The following is a 16,902-nucleotide window of genomic DNA, read 5'->3' on the forward strand; positions in this document are numbered from 1 at the left end:
GGTCGGCGCCGGTGACCGCTACGGAGCGTCGGCGCCAGAGGCGGGTATCACCACTCTGGGCACCCGGGGCCCGATCCCGCAGAGCACCTCGTACGTGATGGTGCCGAGGCGGCCGGCCCACTCGTCGGCGCGGATCTCCTCGTCGCCCTGGCGGCCGAGGAGCACCACCTCGTCGCCGGGGGCCACCGGGGCGTCGGGGCCGCAGTCGACCATGAGCTGGTCCATGGTGACGGTCCCGGCCACGGGGCGGCGCCGGCCACCCACCAGGACCTCGGCGCCCAGCTCGCCCAGGCGGCGGGTGACGCCGTCGGCGTACCCGAGGGGGACGGTGGCCACGACGCTGCGCGGTGCCGGCACGGCGTAGCGCCGGCCGTACGACAGCCGCTCCCCGGCGTCGAGCGTGCGCACCAGGCTGACCCGGGCCCGCAGGCTGAGGGCGGGGCGGAGGTCACCGGCCCGGACGGCGCCCGGCCGGGGCGAGTGCCCGTACACCGCGATGCCGCAGCGGACGAGGTCGTAGCGGGCGCCGGGGTGGGCCAGGGCGCCGGCCGAGTTGGCGGCGTGCAGCAGCCCGGGCACCGACCCGTCGGCGGCCAGGGCGTCGCGCACCTCCTCGAAGCGGGCCAGCTGGGCGGTGGTGAAGGCATCCTCGCCGGGGTCGTCGGCCACCGCCAGGTGGGTCCACAACCCGTCCAGGCGCAGCCCCGGCGCGGCGCGGACGGCCTTGGCCAGCGCCGGCACGTCGCCCGGGTCGGCGCCCACCCGGTGCATCCCCGTGTCGACCTTGAGGTGGGCTCCCATCGGGGCGCGTCGCGTGCCGACGGCGTCGGCGGCCGCCGCCACCCCGGCCTCGGTGTACAGCGTGGGGGTCAGCCGGGCGGCGGCGACCGCGCCCATGGCGCCGGCCGGGGGCTCGGACAGCAGGAGGACGGGGGCGTCGATCCCGTCGTCGCGCAGGGCCAGCCCCTCCTCCACCAGGGCCACCGCCAGCCACGTGGCGCCGGCGCCGAGGGCGGCGCGGGCCACGGCCGTGGCCCCGTGCCCGTAGCCGTCCGCCTTGACGACGGCGCACACGGCCGCCGGAGCGGAGCGCTCGGCCAGGAAGGCGACGTTGGTGGCGACGGCGCCCAGGTCGACCTCCGCCCAAGCGGGCCGCCACGCCGGCGGAGGCGGCCCGCCGAGCGCCGGCTGGACGGGGCCGGCCACCGTCAGCGGCCGGCCCGGGACGACAGCCAGCGCGGCAGGTAGAGGTCGGCGATGTCGCCGGCGACCAGCCCCTCGGCGGGGCCGAGGGCGGCGGCCGCGCCGTGGACGTGGGCCCCGAACGAGGCGGCGTCGGCGCCGCCCAGGCCGCGGGCCAGGAAGGCGCCGATGATGCCGGAGAGGACGTCGCCGCTGCCGGCGGTGGCGAGCCGGGAGCTGCCGGACGTCGTGAGGCGGACGGCGCCGTCGGGCGACGCCACCACGGTGGTCGACCCCTTCAGCAGCACCACCGCCCCCGCCCGCCGCGCCAGGCGACGTGCCGCGTCGACCCGGTCGGCGCCCGGCCGGGAGCCGCACAGTCGCTCGTACTCGCCATCGTGGGGCGTGAGGACGCGGACGGGGCCACCGGGCACTCGGCCTTCCTCGGCGGCCACCAGGCCGTCGGCGTCCACCACCGCCGGCAGGTCGGCCCCTTCCAGCACCCGGCGCACCTGGGCCGCCGCCTCCGGGTGGCGGCCCAGCCCGGGCCCCACGACCAGGGCGCGGCACCGGGACGAGGCGTCGAGCACGCCGTCGGCCCACCCTTCACGGGGCAGGGTGATGCCCACCATCTCGGCCAGCGGCAGGAGCGCCACGTCGGCTCCCGGCACCCCCAGGCGCACGTTGCCGGCGCCCGCCCGCAGCGCCGAGCGCCCGGCGAGGACGGCGGCTCCCGTCATCCCGGGCGACCCCGCCGCCACGAACACCGCGCTCTGCCACTTGTGCGCGTCCCGCCCGCGGGGCGGGATGCGCACGTCGGCGTCCTCGACCAGGTGCACCCTCGCGCTGGACACGTCCAGCCCGATGTCGGCGACCTCCACCCGGCCGGCCCGCTCCCGACCCTGGCCCAGGAGCAGGCCGGGTTTCAGGGCGGCGAAGGTGACGGTGGCGTCGGCCCGCACGGCTCCGGCGCCCGCCTCGCCGGTGAGCCCGTCCACCCCCGAGGGGATGTCCACGGCCAGCACCGGCGTCCCGAGGGGCGGCGCGGGAGCGTGGTACTCGCCGCGGAAGCCGGTGCCGTAGGCGGCGTCGATCACCAGGTCGCACACCGGCAGCGACGCCGGGGCGCCGGCCGCCTCGATGACGGCGACGCGCACGCCGGCCCGCCGGAGGCGGGCCGCCGCCCACCGCCCGTCGGCGCCGTTGTTCCCCTTCCCGGCCACGACCACCACCCGCCTGCCGTACGCCCCGCCCATCAAACGCACGGCCGCCCGGGCGACGACCGCGCCGGCCCGCCCGATCAGCACCTCGACGGGCTCCGGCGCCGCCTCGTCGACCGCCTTCATCTCCTCGGGCGCGAGGACCGGGATCACAGCGCGGCGACGACGGCTTCGGCGACGGCGTCGGTGTGGGTGATGGAGAGGTGGAGGGTCGTGACGCCCTGCTGCCCGGCGAGGGCGGCGGCCCGGCCGCTCAGCCGCAGCGACGGCGCACCGCTGGCCGCCGTGCACACCTCCACGTCCCGGAAGTCGACGGCGCCGAGCCCGACGCCGAGCGCCTTCATGGTCGCCTCCTTCGCTGCGAAGCGGGCGGCCAGGCGGGGCGCCGGGTCGACGAAGCGGGCCCCGTAGGCCAGTTCCCCCTCGGTGAACAGCCGCTCGGCCATGCGCGGGGTCCGGGCCAGCGCCCGCCGGAAGCGGCCCACCTCCACGGCGTCGATGCCCAGGCCGATCATCCGCGCCAGCGGTCGGCCAGGACGTGGACGGGCTGGGTGAGGAGGTCGACGATGCCGACCTCGCCCAGCACGTCCTCGCCGAACACCGGCTCGGTCTCCGTGACGGCGTCGACCAGGGCGTCCCAGCGGTCCCGGTACCCCTGGAGGACCGCCTTGGCGTCGGCGGGGGCCAGGCGGTCGGCGAAGCGGACGTGGAGAAGGGTCATCCCGGTCACCTGGGCGTCCTTGGTCTCGGGGACGAGGACGATGGTGCGCCCGTCGCGCCGGCCCCGGGCCACGGTGACCTCGCGCTCGGTGGCGGCCCGGTGCTTGGTGCCGAGGAGCCTCGGGTCGGTGTCGGCCCGCGACGTGAGCTGGCGGGCCACGCCGCCCCGGTCGACCACCGCGATGCGCGCCGCCCCGTCGGCCACCGACCCGTCGATGCGGTAACGGGTGAACCCGGTGACCTCCTCGACGGCGGCGTCGAGGGCGGCCAGCGTGCGCAGGGCGCGGTAGCCGAGGTGGTCGCGCGCGGCGCCCGCGGCGAGCAGCTCGCCCACCAGCGGCACCCGGAACAGCGCCTCCTCGGAGCGGGAGATGCCCACGGTCACCGTCTTGGCCTGGTGCTTGATGGCGTCCACCGGGCGGGTGAGCGCCTCGATGGCGCGGGTGAGGGCGTCGGTAAGGTCCTGGATGACGACGCTCGGCGTCCCAACCTTGCCGAACTCCAGCTCGTACCCCTCGAGGGGGGACAGCCCCCGGGCGTAGCGCAGCAGCGACGCCACCCGCACCGCCGCGCCGGCGTCGAGGGTGCCGTCGTAGGCGCCGCCCCGGAGGGCCTCCAGGAAGCGGGAGGCGGGGCCGTCGATGCGGGCGGCCAGGGCGGGCAGCAGCTCGTCCGGCCCGGCGGCCGTCGACACCACCGCCTCGACGGCTGCCCGCGCCTCGCGGAACGGCACCGCCTGGGCGTCGATGGTGAGGGCGGCCTCGTACCCGAACAGGTGCCCGGCCATGGCCGACAGCACGAACGACAGCATGGGGTGGGCGGGCGGCACCTCCAGCACGTCGAGGGCGGCCGGGTAGCGGGCCCCCTCGGTGGCGATCACCACCGGCGCCGCCTTGTGGGCCCGGTAGATCGCCACCTCCTTGGCCACGTCGTCGGCGTTGGGGCCGGTCAGGCCGGCGGCGCACACCAGGATCAGAGGCTCGGAGGAGAGGTCGATGTGCTTCTTGTCCTCCGTGGCGTCGCAGGCGATCGACTTGTAGCAGAGCTCCGACAGCTTGATCCGGACCTCGGCGGCGGCCACCCGGTTGGCCCCGTTGCCCACGATCGCCCAGTGGCGGCGGGCGGGCGCGTGGCGGGCGGCGGCGGCGGCGATGGCCGGGCGCCGGGCCAGCACCGCCTCCATGGCCGCCGGCAGGTCGCGCAGGCCGGCCAGCAGCTCCGACGCCCGCCGCCGGTCGCCGCACCCCGCCTCGTCGGCCACGGCGAGGGCGAGCAGGAAGCCGGCCGCCACCTGGGCGTAGAACGCCTTGGTGGACGGCACCGCCATCTCCACGTCGCGCCCGTCGGAGGTGTAGAGGACGCCGTCGGCCCGCTGGGTGAGGTCGCTGTCCCGCCGGTTCACGATGGCGACCACGGCGGCGCCCCGGGCCCGGACCAGGTCGACGGTGCGGTTGGTGTCCGTGGTGGTGCCCGACTGGCTGATGGCGACCACCAGGGTGTCCCCCATGTCGTCGTCCAGCCCGAAGCCCGACAGCTCGGTGGCGGGCAGGGCGTCGACCACGATGCCGGCCCTCGCCAGCCACGGCGCCAGCGCGGCGGCCAGGCTGTGCCCGGCGACGACCGCCGTCCCCTGCCCGATCACCCGCACCCGGCGGATGGCGCCGTCGCGCAGCCCGGCCCGCAGCGCCGGGGGCAGGGTGTCGTCGCCCAGGACGACCCGCAGGTCGCCGCCTTCTCCTGCGATCTTGCCCCGGAGCGTCTTGCGGAACGACGACGGCGCCTCCGTCACCTCCTTGAGGAGGAAGTGGGCGAACCCGCCCCGGTCGATGTCGCGGGTGGTGATCTCGGCCCGCCGCACCTCGTCGGGCGTCACCGGCAGCACCGCTCCTCCGTACGAGAGGCGCTCGATGCCGTCGACCGTGCCGGCGCCGCCGGCGTCCAGCACCAGCACCTGGCCGGCGGGACCCCCGCCGTCGGGGGGCGTCTCGCCGTCCATGCGCACGTAGCGGCTCGTCTCCTCCACCAGCCCGTACGGCTCGCTGGCGACCACGAAGGCGTCCTCGGCCAGCCCCACGTAGAGGGCCTGGCCGCTCCCCCGCAGGGCGAGGAGCAGGCGGTCGGGCGCGTCGGCCGCCACCGCGGCGACGGCGGTCGATCCCTCGAACGACGACACGGTCGCCCGGAACGCCTCGCTCACCGCGTCGCCCTGGCGGAGACGGCGGGACACCAGGGCGGGGATCACCTTGGCGTCGGTGGTGAACGCGGCGGGGATGCGCAGGCCGGCCTCGGCGATGAGGTCGGCATAGTTGTCGACATCGCCGTTGAGGGCGGCCGCCACGTACGGGCCGCCGGCATCGCCGTCCTCCTCCTGGTTGAGGGGGTGGGCGTTGGCCTGGGAGATGATGCCGACGCTGGCCCACCGGGTGTGCCCGAGGACGGCGGCCCGGGCGCCGGGAGCGTCGAGGGCGCGCCGGAGCAGGGCGTCGTCGGCGACGGCGCGCCGCAGCGCCCGGGTGTTGTCGCCCAGCTCGCCGATCTCGGCCGCCGCCTTGTACACGAACGACAGGTGGCCGCCCGGCACCCGCACGGCGAGCGACGTGAACAGCGGGTCGGCCATGCGCTCGTCCAGCTGCGCCCGTACCGCCGGGTCGTCGAGGTCGAGCCCGTGCCCGGTGACCAGCAGGTGGAGGCCGGCGGAGTCCCGGCCCCGGACCTCCAGGCGGTCGATGCTCGACAGGGCCGAGTGCACGGACGCGTAGGCGTCGACGGTGGCCTCGCCCGCCCCCGGCCCGGCCAGCGCCGCCACCGCCCGGGCGGCCGGGAGCCGGTCGCGGCCCACCGACCACGACGCGTCCTTCACCCGCACGAGCGTGGCGTTGACCGCCTCCAGGTCGGCGATGGACAGCGCCAGGTCACCGGCGTCGAGGGCGGCCTCCAGCCGGGCGACGGCGGCGTCGACCTCGGCCAGGCCCGAGGCCACGGCGGCGACCAGGCCGTCGTCGGCGAGGAGGGCCCGGATCCCGGGGGTCCCGCTCAGCGCCCGCTGGACGCGCTCGAGCGCCTCGGCGGCGTCCCCCAGGGTTGCGGTCGAGCCGAGGGCGGCGGAGGCGACGGCCAGGTCGGAGATGACCTCCGACGCCGGCGGCGCAGGCCGCCCGCTGGGGCGCCGGAGGATGGCGACGATTCCGCACATGGGCCGTCCGCCAGTCTACGGGCCGAGGAGCCGCTCCACCTCCGCCACCAGCCGGGCGGCGGAGGCGTCGGCCTGCGCCTCGGTGGGCGCCTCCACCATCACCCGGACCAGGGGCTCGGTGCCGCTGGGCCGCACCAGCACCCGGCCGTGGGCGCCCAGGCGGTCGCTCTCGGCCGCCACCGCCGGCGCCACCGCGTCGTTGACCGCCGCCGCGTCCCGGCGCACCGCCAGGCGGACGTTGCGCAGCACCTGGGGCAGCCGGGTCATGGCCTCGGCCGCCAGGTCGGCGAGGGGGCGGCGGCGGCGGGCGATCAGGTCGAGGAGCTGGAGCCCGGTGAGGATCCCGTCGCCCGTCGTCGCCAGGCGCCGGAAGATCAGGTGGCCCGACTGCTCGCCCCCGAGCGACCAGCCGTTGGCGTCCAGCGCCTCCAGCACGTGGCGGTCGCCCACGGGCGTCTCGTGGACGGCGATGCCCGCCTCCTCCATGGCCAGTCGGAACCCGAGGTTGGTCATCACGGTGACGACGACGGTGCCGCCGTCGAGCCGGCCCCGGCTGCGCAGGTCGAGGGCGCACAGGGCGATGAGGTGGTCGCCGTCGACGACCTCGCCGGTGCCGTCCACCGCCAGCACCCGGTCGGCGTCGCCGTCGAAGGCCAGGCCGGCGTCGGCGCCGTGCTCGGCCACGGCCTTGCGCAGGGCGGTGAGGTCGGTCGACCCGCAGCCGTCGTTCACGTTGGTGCCGTCCGGGCGGTCGCCCAGCACCTCCACCCGGGCGCCCGTCTCCCGCACCACGGCCGGCGCCACCACGGAGGCGGCGCCGTGGCCGCAGTCGAGGACCACGAACAGGTCCTCCAGCGTGCGCCCCTCCAGCGACGCCACGAGGTGGGCGGCGTAGGCGTCCACGGCCGCCGGGTCGCTCTCCAACGCCCCCACCCCGGCCCCCGTCGGCCGCGCCGACGGGTCGCCGGCGGCGATGCGGGCGAACTCGGCCTCCAGCGTCGCCTCCTCGTCGTCGGTGAGCTTGCGCCCGCCGGGGGCGAACAGCTTCACCCCGTTGTCCGGGAACGGGTTGTGCGACGCCGAGACGACGGCGCCGGGCGCCCGCCAGCCGGCCGAGGCGAAGGCCACGCCCGGCGTGGGGATCACGCCCAGGTCGACCACGGCCATCCCCTCCGACGCCACCCCGGCGGCGAAGGCGGCCTGGAGCATGGGGCCCGACCGCCGGGTGTCGCGGCCGACCACGAAGGGGCCGCCCAGCACCCGTGCCGCGGCCCGGCCCAGGGCGAGCACCAGCTCGGGGGTCAGCTCGTCGTTGGCCAGCCCACGGATGCCGTCGGTGCCGAACTCCAGCGGCACGGGGAGCTACCGCTTGGAGTACTGCGGCGCCTTGCGGGCCTTCTTCAGCCCGTACTTCTTGCTCTCCTTCTCGCGTGCGTCGCGGGTGAGGAACCCGGCCTTCTTGAGCGACGTGCGCTGGTCGGGGTCCAGCTCGGCCAGCGCCCGGGCCAGCCCGAGGCGGAGGGCGCCGGCCTGGCCGGACGTGCCGCCGCCGTCGATGGTGGCGTCCACGTCGTAGACCTCGGCGGTGTTGGTGACCCGCAGCGGCTCGGTGGCCAGGGTGACCTGCACGGCCGACGGGAAGTACTGGTCCACCGGGCGCTTGTTGATGATGACGGTGCCGGTGCCGGGGCGGACCCGGACCCGGGCGACCGCCCGCTTGCGACGGCCGGTGGACTGGACGAGCGGCTTCGGCATCGGGCGTTCCTAGCTCTCGCCGGCGGCGACGCGGCGGGCCGAGGCGAACTCGACGGGCCGGGGCCGCTGGGCCGAGTGCGGGTGGGTGGGTCCGGCGTGGATCTTCAGCTTCTTGATCATGGAGCGACCGAGCGGGCCCTTGGGCAGCATCCCCTTGACCGCCCGGCGGACGACCTCTTCCGGCCGGGTGTCGAGCACGTCCTGCACGCTCCTGGTGCGGAGGCCGCCGGGGTAGCCGGTGTGGCGGTGGACCTGCTTGGTGGACGCCTTGTCGGACGTCAACACGATCTTGGCCGCGTTCACCACGATCACGTGGTCGCCCGTGTCCAGGTGGGGGGCGAAGATCGGCTTGTGCTTGCCCCGCAGGAGGCGCGCCACCTCGGTGGCCAGGCGGCCGAGGACCAGGCCGTCGGCGTCGACGACGTGCCAGGCGCGCTGGATGTCGGAGGGCTTCGGAGAGTACGTACGCAACTGGAGCGCCTTTGGATCGGGGCGTCGACCGCCGCTCGGGCGAACATCCAAGGATAGGGCGCCGACGGGGCCGTCGCCAACCGCCGCCCGATTGCGCCCCGGTAGCCTCCGCCCGTGATCGGCCTGGCGGACGTGGAGGAGGCCCGCCGCCGCCTCGCCGCCGTCATCCGGCCGACCCCCGTGGTCCCGTCCACCTCCCTCTCCGGGCTGGCCGGGCGCCCCGTGCTCCTCAAGCCGGAGTACCGCCAGCGCACCGGGTCGTTCAAGATCCGCGGCGCCTACAACTTCATGGCCGGCCTGGAGGCGTCCGCCCGCCGGGTGGTGGCCGGCTCGGCCGGCAACCACGCCCAGGGAGTCGCGCTGGCCGCCTCCCTCACCGGCCGGCGGGCGACGGTGTTCATGCCGACGACCGCCGCCCTCCCCAAGGTCGACGCCACCCGGGCGTACGGCGCCGACGTGCGCCTGACCGGCTCGTCGGTGGACGACTGCATCGCCGCCGCCCGGGAGCACGCGGCGGCGACCGGCGCCGTCCTCGTCCCGCCCTTCGACGATCGGCGGGTGATCGCCGGCCAGGGCACCATCGGGCTCGAGATCGCCGAGGAGGCGCCCCAGGCGCGCACGGTGGTGGTGCCGATCGGAGGCGGGGGGCTGATCTCGGGCATCGCCGCGGCCATGGCCGCCGCCCAGGCCGGAACCCGGGTGGTGGGGGTGGAGGCGGCCGGCGCGCCGACCATGCGGGCCGCCCTGGACGCCGGGCGCTGCGTGCCGCTGCCGGCGGTCGCCACCATGGCGGACGGCATCGCCGTGAAGTCGGCCTGCGACCTGACCCTCCGCCACGTCCAGCGCCTGGTCGCCGACGTGGTCACCGTCACCGAGGAGGAGATCAGTGCCGCCCTCCTCCTGCTGCTGGAGCGGGCCAAGGCGGTGGTGGAGCCGGCCGGGGCCGTGGGCCTGGCGGCCGTGCTGAACGGCAGCGTCGGCGGCGAGGGCCCGGTCGTGGTCGTGCTCTCCGGCGGCAACGTCGACCCGCAACTGCTGATCAAGCTGATCGACCACGGCCTGTCCGTGTCCGGTCGCTACCTCGTCCTCCGCATCGTGCTGCGCGACTCCCCCGGCGCCCTCGCGTCGCTCACCACCGAGGTCGCCCGCCTGGGCCTCAACGTGCTCGACGTCGAGCACCACCGGGCGGGGGCGGCCGTGGCGGTCGACGAGGTGGAGGTGGTGCTCACCCTGGAGACGCGCGACCCCACCCACCGGGCCGAGGTGGTCGCCTCCCTCAGCGGCCTGGGGTACCGGGTGGAGCTGGTCCGCTGACCGGCGGCCGGGGGGCGTGGGCCGCCGACGGCCACCAGCCCGCTGCCACGCCGGCGAACACGGCGGCCCCGCGGGCGACCGCCTCCGCCACCGACGAGCGCACCACCGGGACGCCCGCCTCCGCCGCCTTGGCCCGCAACCACGGCACGCTGCGGCTCCCACCGCCGAACACCAGCATCCGCCGGGCCGGCCCGCACACGTCCTCCACCCCGTGGGCCGCCTCCCGGGTGCGGGCGGCCAGGGCCCGGAGGACCCCGTTCCAGACGGCGGCGGGCGCCCCGCCGGGCGGGTCGCCGGCCTCGGGCTCCCGCCCCTGGTGGCGGGCCGCCCTGGCCATCGCTTCCACCCAGGCGGCGGCGTCGACCGCGTCACCCGCCTCGTGGGCGAGGTCGTCCAGCTCGGCCGGCGTGCGGCCCAGCGCCCGGGCGGCGGCCCCGATCACCAGTCCGGCGCGGGCGGCGCTGGCGATGGCCGCCCACCCGTCGCCGTCCGGCCAGAGCGAGACGGCCACGCCCCGGTCCAGGGCGGCGCCGACGTCGGGCAGGCGGACCGACCGCCCGACCACCGTCTCGGCCGTGCCCACCGAGTTCGCCAGGTCGCCCACGCCGGCCCCGGCGCCCACCGCACCGGCCAGGTGGTCGTGGCCGGCGACGGTCACGGGCACGCCGACCGGCACCCCGAGCCAGGCCGACCCGGCGGGGGTCACGGTACCCATCGCCGCACCCGCCGGCGCCGGCTCGGCGAACACGTCGCCCGCCAGCCCGAGGGCCTCGGGGACCTCCGGCATCGCCTTGCGCCGGCCGACGTCGTAGCCGCCGGTCCGGGCCGCCAGCGACCAGTCCGTCGCCCGCACATCGGTGAGGCGGTGCAGGCACAGCTCGGGCACGCCCAGCCACCACCGGACGTCACCCACCCCGTTGGCGGCCAGCCAGCCGACCTTGGCGACCGACGACACGGTGCGCAGCCGCTGGCCGACGCGCCGGTCCAGGTCGTCGCCGAAGCGGTCGTGCAGCAGCGAGACGGCCTCGGCGCCGCGCGGGTCGTGCCACGCGATCACCGTCGCCAGCACCCGCCCGCCGGCGTCGAGCGGCGCGCCGCTCTCGGCCAGCCCGGCGATCCCGACGGCCGTCACCTGGGCGACGGCGTCCCCCAGGTCGCCCACGACGGCCGCCACCGTCGCTAGCAGCGCGTCGACCTCGGCCTCCACGCCGGTGCGGCGCTCCTCGAAGGGCGTCGGGCGCGCCGCCGATCCCACCTCGGCGCCGGCGCGGTCGAGGAGCACGGCCTTGGTGCGGGTGGTGCCGACGTCGAGGCCGAGCAGGAACCGGGCGGTGATGCCCAACGGTAGGGGCGACGGTCCCGCCCACGGCGTGCAAGGGACGCGCCGGGGCCGGGTCGGCGGCGGCCGCGGCGCCCGGCGGCGCCGGATCGGGCGGCGGGCGGCGGCGGGGACCTCGGCGCCCGGCGCCGCCGGATCGGGCGGCGGGCGGCGCCGGGTCAGGCGGCGGCGGGGACCTCGGCGCCCGATGCCACTGCTGCCGGCGTCGTCCCTTCCAACCGGTGGTGGTGTTCCAGGCAGGCGGCCAGCGCCCGGCAGCCCACGGACTGCTCGGCCGCCGTCGGCTCGGCCGTGGTGACGAAGCGCTGGAGGGCCCGGCCCCCGACCAGCAGCGCCCGGCTCAGCGGCGAGCGGGGGCGGCGGGCGGCGAGGGACACGCCCTCGGCCCCCACGGCAAGCAGGGCCAGCAACGCCGGCAACTGCACGGCGGCCGGCAGGGCGACGAGGGCGAGCGCCCCCAGCATGGCGACGAACACCAGGTTGGTGCCGCAGCGGTCGTGCACCCGGGGGCAGGCCAGCACGGCAGCCACGTCGGCCATGGGGATGCCGGCCTCGTGGGCGGCCACCGCCTTGTGCTCGGCGCCGTGGTACCGCCACAGCGACCCCGGGGTGGCCAGGCGGAGGACGGCGAAGGCCAGGACCCAGGGCACGGCGGTGACGACGAGCGTCGCCGGCAGCGACCGGGCAGCGTGGCCGACGAGGAGCGAGAACCCGATCCCGACCGCCTCCACCCCGACCAACGTCACCAGGAAGCCCCGGTTCCGGCGGCGGGCCCGGCCGCCGGCCCGCCCGGCGCCGTGCCCGAGCATGCCCCGGGACACGGCGAGGCGCATCCCGCTGGCGAGGCCGACGAGGAAGCGGAGGACGGGGACCCGGCGCAGCCGGCCCGTCCGGACGGCGCCCACCTGCACGGTGCCGTCGTCGCGGGCCACAGCCCAGGCGCGGCTCGTCCGCATCAGGACGCCGTCGGCCAGCGCCTGCCCCCCGATCCGCACCGCGTTGCTCACCGCGTCGCCCCCGTCGCCCGTGTCGCCCGTGCCGTTCCCACACGAGCTTACGGGTGTGCCGCCCGGTTCTGGTCCGGGTAGAGCACTTCCCACAGGCACAGGCCGTGGGGCGGGGCGGGCTTGGCCGCCTGCGAGCGGTCCCGGGCGCGGAGGATGGAGGTCATCTCCCCGGCTCGCCGGCGCCCCCTCCCCACCGAGACCAGGGTGCCGACCAGCGAGCGGACCATCTGGTGGCAGAACGCCGACGACTCGATGTCGAAGCGCAGCAGGCCCTGCCCCAGGTCGACCCAGCGGGCGTCGCGGACGGTCCGCACCAGCGAGGCAGGCGGGTCGTCGGCCCCGGCGTCGGCCGGCTCGGGCGGTCGGCGGCAGAAGGAGGACCAGTCGTGCTCGCCGATCAGGGCGTCGCACGCCAGGGTCATGGACCGCAGGTCGAGGGGGTCGGCGACGTGCCAGGCGGTGGTGGCCAGGAAGGGGTCGGGCAGCGGCCGGTTGAGCACCGTGTAGCGGTAGCGGCGGCCGGTGGCCCACCGGCGGGCGTCGAACCCGGGCGGACCGACATCCACCGACCGGACGACCACGGCGGGGGCCAGCATCTTGTTGAGCGACCGCTGGACGCCGGCGGTGTCGGGCTCGTCGACGGCGTCGAACGAGACGACCTGCCCCCAGGCGTGGACGCCGGCGTCGGTCCGGCCGGCACAGGTCAGCGCCACCTCGTGCCCGAGCACCTTGGCCAGGGCGTCGCCCAGGTCGCCGGCGACCGTCCGCACGCCACGGTTGACGGCGAACCCGCGGTACCCCGTGCCGTCGTAGGCGACGACCATCCGCACCCGCACGCCCTCGGAGGGCGGCACGGGTCTGCCGGGCTCGTGGTCGAAGAGGGTCACGGAAGGGGCCGCCGGGCCGGCGGCCGCCGAAGCCGCCGCAGGCGGCCTGCCCGGCTGCCGGCGACGGAGGGCGCGGGGGGCGCCGCCCCCCGCATTGGTACCGAGCGGAGGGCGGCCGGCGAGCCGGCCGACCGGAGCACCGTCGACTCGCCGAGCAGGCTCTGCTTGCGACGGCGAACTAGACGAGCTCGATGCGCGCCATGGGGGCGTTGTCACCGTGGCGCGGGCCCAGCTTCAGGATGCGGGTGTAGCCGCCCGGACGATCGGCGTAGCGGGGGCCGATGTCGTCGAAGAGCTTGTGGGCCATGTCCTTGTCCCGGATGAACGACACCACCTGGCGATGGCGGTGGACGCCGCCCTTCTTGGCCTTGGTGATGACCTTCTCCACGACCGGCCGGAGCTGCTTGGCCTTGGCCTCGGTGGTGACGATGGCCTCGGCGGCGACCAGCGAGGCGACCAGGTTGCCCAGCATGGCCTTCTGGTGGGCGGCGTCGCCGCCCAGCCGCCGGCCCTTCTTGGGTGCGCCGGGAACGCCCATCGCCGCTACTCCCCGCCCTTGGTGCGCAGCGCCAGGCCCCGCTCGTCCAGCTTCTGGAGCACCTCGTCGAGCGACTTCTGGCCGAAGTTGGTGATGGCCAGCAGGTCGTCCACCGTCTTCTGGACCAGCTCGCCGACGGTGTTGACCTGGGCGCGCTTCAGGCAGTTGCGCGGGCGCTCGGACAGGTCGAGGTCCTCGATGGGAAGGTCGAGGTCGGGCGAGCCGGTGGTGGCCGAGCTGACGTCGCCCAGCTCGAGGCCCTGGGGGCTCTCGCTCATGTCGGCGACCAGGCCCACCAGCGAACGGAGCGTCTCGCCGGCCGAGGCGAGCGCCTCGCGCGGCGAGATCGAGCCGTCGGTCTCGATGTCGAGCACCAGGCGGTCGAAGTTGGTGGACTGCTCGACCCGGGTGGGCTCGATGGTGAAGGCGACGCGGCGCACGGGCGAGAAGATCGAGTCGATCGGGAGCACGCCGATGGTGGCCGAGCGCTTGTTGCGGTCGGCCGACACGTAGCCCCGGCCCTTCTCCACGAACAGGTCGAGGGCCAGGCGCCCCTTGCTGTTCAGGGTGGCGATGTGCAGGTCGGGGTTGAGGACCTCCACGTCGTTGGCCGGCTGGATGTCCCGGGCCGTGACGGTGGCCGGGCCGCGCGCGTCGATGCGCAGGGTGACGTCCTCGTCGGTGTCCACCCGCAGCACCAGGTCCTTCAGGTTGAGGATGAGGTCGGTGACGTCCTCCTTCACCCCCGGCAGGGTGGCGAACTCGTGGAGGGCGTCGTCGAAGCGGACCTGGGTGACCGCCGACCCCGGGATCGCCGACAGCAGCGTGCGCCGGAGCGAGTTCCCGATGGTGTGCCCGAAGCCGGGCTCGAGCGGACCGACGGCGAACGACTGACGGTTGTTCTCCTCCTCGGTCACCGCCTCGACGGTGGGGCGTTGGATGATCAGCACGACGTACTCCTTTGGCCGGCGGGGGCCCGGCACGCTTCCCTGGTTTGGTCCGTCTCCCGGCCCGAGCCGGGGGCACGGGTTACTTCGAGTAGAGCTCCACGATCAGCTGCTCGCGCACGGGGACGTCGATGTGCTCGCGCAGCGGGAGGTCGCGCAGGGTGACCTCGAACCCCTCGGCGCCCGCCTCGAGCCACGGCGGGACCTGGCGGTCGAGGGTGTCGACGTTGTGGCGGATGACGATCATCTCCCGCGACTTCGCCTTCAGGGCCACCGTGTCGCCCTTGCGGAGGCGGTAGCTCGGGATGTCGACCCGCTTGCCGTTGACCAGGACGTGGCCGTGGCGGACGAACTGGCGGGACTGGCTGCGGCTGGCGCCCCAGCCCGCTCGGTACACGACGTTGTCGAGGCGGAGCTCGAGCATGCGAAGCAGGTTCTCGCCGGTGATCCCGGACTGGCGGGTCGCCTCCTCGTAGAGGTTGGCGAACTGCTTCTCCAGCACGCCGTAGATCCGGCGGGCCTTCTGCTTCTCGCGAAGCTGGCCGAGGTACTCCGAGCCCTGACGCATGCGGTCACGGCCGTGCTCCCCAGGGGGGTAGGGCCGGCGCTCGATCGGGCACTTCATCGAGTCGCACTTGGGGCCCTTCAGGAACAGCTTCATCTTCTCGCGCCGGCAAAGGCGGCACACGGGACCGGTGTAACGGGCCATTGGTTCTCCTCCCTCAGACCCGGCGCCGCTTCTTGGGGCGGCAGCCGTTGTGGGGGATCGGGGTGACGTCCTTGATGCCGGAGACCTCCAGGCCGGTCTGCTGGAGCGAGCGGATGGCCGTCTCCCGGCCCGACCCGGGACCCTTCACCAGGACGTCGACCTTGCGCATCCCGTGCTCCATGGCGCGCCGGGCACATGCCTCGGCCGCCAGCTGGGCGGCGAACGGCGTCGACTTGCGGGAGCCCTTGAACCCCACGTTGCCGGCCGACGCCCACGCGATGACGTTGCCCTCCATGTCGCTGATGGAGACGATCGTGTTGTTGAACGAGCTCTTGATGTGGGCGACGCCGAAGGCGACGTTCTTGCGCTCGCGGCGGCGGGGGCGCCGGCCTCCGGGCTTGGGCTTGGCCATTTACTTGCGCACCTTCTTCTTCCCGGCGACGGTCTTCTTGGGGCCCTTGCGGGTCCGGGCGTTCGTATGGGTGCGCTGGCCGCGGACCGGGAGGCCGCGCCGGTGGCGGATCCCCTGGTACGAGCCGATCTCCATCTTCCGCTTGATGTCCTGCTGGATGTCCCGGCGCAGGTCCCCCTCGACCTTGAGGTTGGCGTCGATCCAGTTGCGGAGACGGGCCACCTCCTCGTCGGTGAGGTCCCGCACCCGGGTGTCCACGCTCATCCCGGTCTCCTGGCACACCTTCTTGGCCGTGGTGCGGCCCACGCCGAAGATGTAGGTGAGCGAGATCTCGAGCCGCTTCTCCCGGGGGATGTCGACTCCGGCGATTCGTGCCATGGCCCTCCTACCCCTGCCGCTGCTTGTGGCGCAGATTCGTGCAGATGACCATGACCCGCCCGCGGCGGCGGATCACCTTGCACTTCTCGCACATCGTCTTGACGCTCGGACGTACCTTCATCGCTCGCTCACTTGTACCTGTAGGTGATCCGGCCTCGGGAGAGGTCGTACGGGGTGATCTCCACCTGCACCCGGTCACCCGGGAGGATCCGGATGCGATGCATGCGCATCTTGCCGGAACTGTGCGCCAGCACCTTGTGCCCGTTCTCGAGCTCCACCTTGAACATGGCGTTGGGCAGTGGCTCGATGACCGTTCCCTCCAGAACGATCGCGTCTTCCTTGGGCTTGGGCAGGTGGAACTCCTTGTTGCGGAACGTCGGCGGCCAAGCCCGCGCCGAAGGCGCGAACCGCACTCGGGCCGAACCGCAAGGTTAGCGCACGTCCGGCGCCGATGAGAAGCCGGCGAGCGCCGCCGGGCGGGTGGCCGGGCGGGTGGCCGGCCGCCGGCCGGCCCTGCCGGGCCCGACCCGGCCCACCCCCACAGCCTCTTGAGAGGGGACGGCGTCCCTGGTGATCGGGGGTTGCCTCAGCGGTTGATGACCGCCTGCAGCTCCTCGACGGCGAAGTCGTCGATGGCGCCCTCGGTCTCCAGCCCGGCCAGCTCCCCCGACTCGGTGCCGAGCACCCAGCGGCCCGTCCACCGCTGGACCACCCGGACGTCGTACCGGCCCACGTCGGTCCAGTAGTGCGTGATGGTGCCGTCCGGCCATGGTCCGCCGGCGTGGTCGTACGGGCCGTCGAGCGGCGAGCCGTCGCCCCAGTCGACCCAG

Annotated in this window: 19 protein-coding genes; 1 reads left to right on the top strand and 18 read right to left on the bottom strand. The window is 75.6% G+C overall.

The window, feature by feature from the left end:
* Positions 1-18: 18 nt before the first annotated feature.
* From alr to rplM, 7 genes are read right to left on the bottom strand one after another with little or no spacing between them, the layout of a single operon-like run.
* Positions 19-1,206, bottom strand: a complete 1,188-nt coding sequence (gene alr, locus VM242_07235) for an alanine racemase (GenBank protein HVM04946.1) — start codon at positions 1,204-1,206, stop codon at positions 19-21.
* A gap of 2 nt (positions 1,207-1,208) precedes the next feature.
* Complete coding sequence (locus tag VM242_07240) at positions 1,209-2,555, bottom strand: NAD(P)H-hydrate dehydratase (GenBank protein ID HVM04947.1); 1,347 nt, start codon at positions 2,553-2,555, stop codon at positions 1,209-1,211.
* Entirely contained in the window at positions 2,552-2,917 is a 366-nt protein-coding gene (locus tag VM242_07245; GenBank protein HVM04948.1) for a holo-ACP synthase, read from the bottom strand. Before VM242_07245 ends, VM242_07240 begins: the two co-directional genes overlap by 4 nt.
* Positions 2,914-6,315, bottom strand: coding sequence for an SIS domain-containing protein (locus VM242_07250; GenBank protein HVM04949.1), 3,402 nt, complete (start codon positions 6,313-6,315; stop codon positions 2,914-2,916). The genes VM242_07245 and VM242_07250 overlap by 4 nt, the downstream gene beginning before the upstream one ends.
* A 15-nt stretch (positions 6,316-6,330) precedes the next feature.
* Entirely contained in the window at positions 6,331-7,671 is a 1,341-nt protein-coding gene (gene glmM / locus VM242_07255; protein ID HVM04950.1) for a phosphoglucosamine mutase, read from the bottom strand.
* 6 nt (positions 7,672-7,677) lie between these two features.
* Positions 7,678-8,070, bottom strand: coding sequence for a 30S ribosomal protein S9 (gene rpsI, locus VM242_07260; protein HVM04951.1), 393 nt, complete (start codon positions 8,068-8,070; stop codon positions 7,678-7,680).
* Positions 8,071-8,079: 9 nt separating this feature from the next.
* Entirely contained in the window at positions 8,080-8,541 is a 462-nt protein-coding gene (rplM, locus tag VM242_07265; GenBank protein HVM04952.1) for a 50S ribosomal protein L13, read from the bottom strand.
* Positions 8,542-8,655: 114 nt separating this feature from the next.
* On the opposite strand from rplM, the gene ilvA reads away from it, so the two are divergent.
* Positions 8,656-9,855 (top strand): threonine ammonia-lyase, encoded by a 1,200-nt coding sequence (ilvA, locus tag VM242_07270; GenBank protein ID HVM04953.1) that lies wholly within the window; start codon positions 8,656-8,658, stop codon positions 9,853-9,855.
* Here ilvA and VM242_07275 read toward each other — a convergent pair.
* The 11 genes from VM242_07275 to VM242_07325 all read right to left on the bottom strand — a co-directional run.
* The gene (locus VM242_07275) at positions 9,818-11,197 is read right to left on the bottom strand and encodes an FGGY family carbohydrate kinase (protein ID HVM04954.1); all 1,380 of its coding nucleotides are present in this window, start codon (positions 11,195-11,197) and stop codon (positions 9,818-9,820) included. The two genes, ilvA and VM242_07275, sit on opposite strands and share 38 nt — an antisense overlap.
* A gap of 155 nt (positions 11,198-11,352) precedes the next feature.
* Positions 11,353-12,201, bottom strand: coding sequence for a DUF1385 domain-containing protein (locus VM242_07280; protein HVM04955.1), 849 nt, complete (start codon positions 12,199-12,201; stop codon positions 11,353-11,355).
* A 47-nt stretch (positions 12,202-12,248) separates the two neighbouring features.
* Entirely contained in the window at positions 12,249-13,055 is an 807-nt protein-coding gene (truA, locus tag VM242_07285) for a tRNA pseudouridine(38-40) synthase TruA (protein ID HVM04956.1), read from the bottom strand.
* A gap of 211 nt (positions 13,056-13,266) precedes the next feature.
* Positions 13,267-13,626 (bottom strand): 50S ribosomal protein L17, encoded by a 360-nt coding sequence (gene rplQ, locus VM242_07290; GenBank protein HVM04957.1) that lies wholly within the window; start codon positions 13,624-13,626, stop codon positions 13,267-13,269.
* 5 nt (positions 13,627-13,631) lie between these two features.
* Positions 13,632-14,576 carry a DNA-directed RNA polymerase subunit alpha gene (locus tag VM242_07295; protein ID HVM04958.1) on the bottom strand — a complete coding sequence of 315 codons (945 nt, stop codon included), beginning with the start codon at positions 14,574-14,576 and terminating at the stop codon, positions 13,632-13,634.
* Between the two features lie 79 nt (positions 14,577-14,655).
* Positions 14,656-15,282, bottom strand: coding sequence for a 30S ribosomal protein S4 (gene rpsD, locus VM242_07300; GenBank protein ID HVM04959.1), 627 nt, complete (start codon positions 15,280-15,282; stop codon positions 14,656-14,658).
* Positions 15,283-15,295: 13 nt separating this feature from the next.
* Positions 15,296-15,694: a 30S ribosomal protein S11 gene (gene rpsK, locus VM242_07305; GenBank protein ID HVM04960.1), complete on the bottom strand. Its 399-nt coding sequence runs from the start codon at positions 15,692-15,694 to the stop codon at positions 15,296-15,298.
* On the bottom strand, positions 15,695-16,072 hold the full coding sequence (gene rpsM, locus VM242_07310) for a 30S ribosomal protein S13 (GenBank protein ID HVM04961.1): 378 nt from the start codon (positions 16,070-16,072) through the stop codon (positions 15,695-15,697).
* Between the two features lie 7 nt (positions 16,073-16,079).
* Entirely contained in the window at positions 16,080-16,193 is a 114-nt protein-coding gene (rpmJ, locus tag VM242_07315; GenBank protein HVM04962.1) for a 50S ribosomal protein L36, read from the bottom strand.
* 7 nt (positions 16,194-16,200) lie between these two features.
* Complete coding sequence (gene infA, locus VM242_07320) at positions 16,201-16,425, bottom strand: translation initiation factor IF-1 (GenBank protein ID HVM04963.1); 225 nt, start codon at positions 16,423-16,425, stop codon at positions 16,201-16,203.
* Between the two features lie 233 nt (positions 16,426-16,658).
* Positions 16,659-16,902 (bottom strand): hypothetical protein (locus VM242_07325; GenBank protein ID HVM04964.1); only part of this gene is annotated, 244 nt, incomplete at its 5' end.

It is taken from the genome of Acidimicrobiales bacterium (assembly GCA_035540975.1).
Lineage (GTDB): Bacteria > Actinomycetota > Acidimicrobiia > Acidimicrobiales.

Excerpts from the sequence above, each read along its gene's own strand:
- VM242_07245 (HVM04948.1), bottom strand. The coding sequence starts at position 2,917 with ATGATCGGCCTGGGCATCGACGCCGTGGAGGTGGGCCGCTTCCGGCGG.
- VM242_07250 (HVM04949.1), bottom strand. The coding sequence starts at position 6,315 with ATGTGCGGAATCGTCGCCATCCTCCGGCGCCCCAGCGGGCGGCCTGCG.
- rpsI (HVM04951.1), bottom strand. The coding sequence starts at position 8,070 with ATGCCGAAGCCGCTCGTCCAGTCCACCGGCCGTCGCAAGCGGGCGGTC.
- rplQ (HVM04957.1), bottom strand. The coding sequence starts at position 13,626 with ATGGGCGTTCCCGGCGCACCCAAGAAGGGCCGGCGGCTGGGCGGCGAC.
- rpsD (HVM04959.1), bottom strand. The coding sequence starts at position 15,282 with ATGGCCCGTTACACCGGTCCCGTGTGCCGCCTTTGCCGGCGCGAGAAG.
- rpsK (HVM04960.1), bottom strand. The coding sequence starts at position 15,694 with ATGGCCAAGCCCAAGCCCGGAGGCCGGCGCCCCCGCCGCCGCGAGCGC.
- rpsM (HVM04961.1), bottom strand. The coding sequence starts at position 16,072 with ATGGCACGAATCGCCGGAGTCGACATCCCCCGGGAGAAGCGGCTCGAG.
- rpmJ (HVM04962.1), bottom strand. The coding sequence starts at position 16,193 with ATGAAGGTACGTCCGAGCGTCAAGACGATGTGCGAGAAGTGCAAGGTG.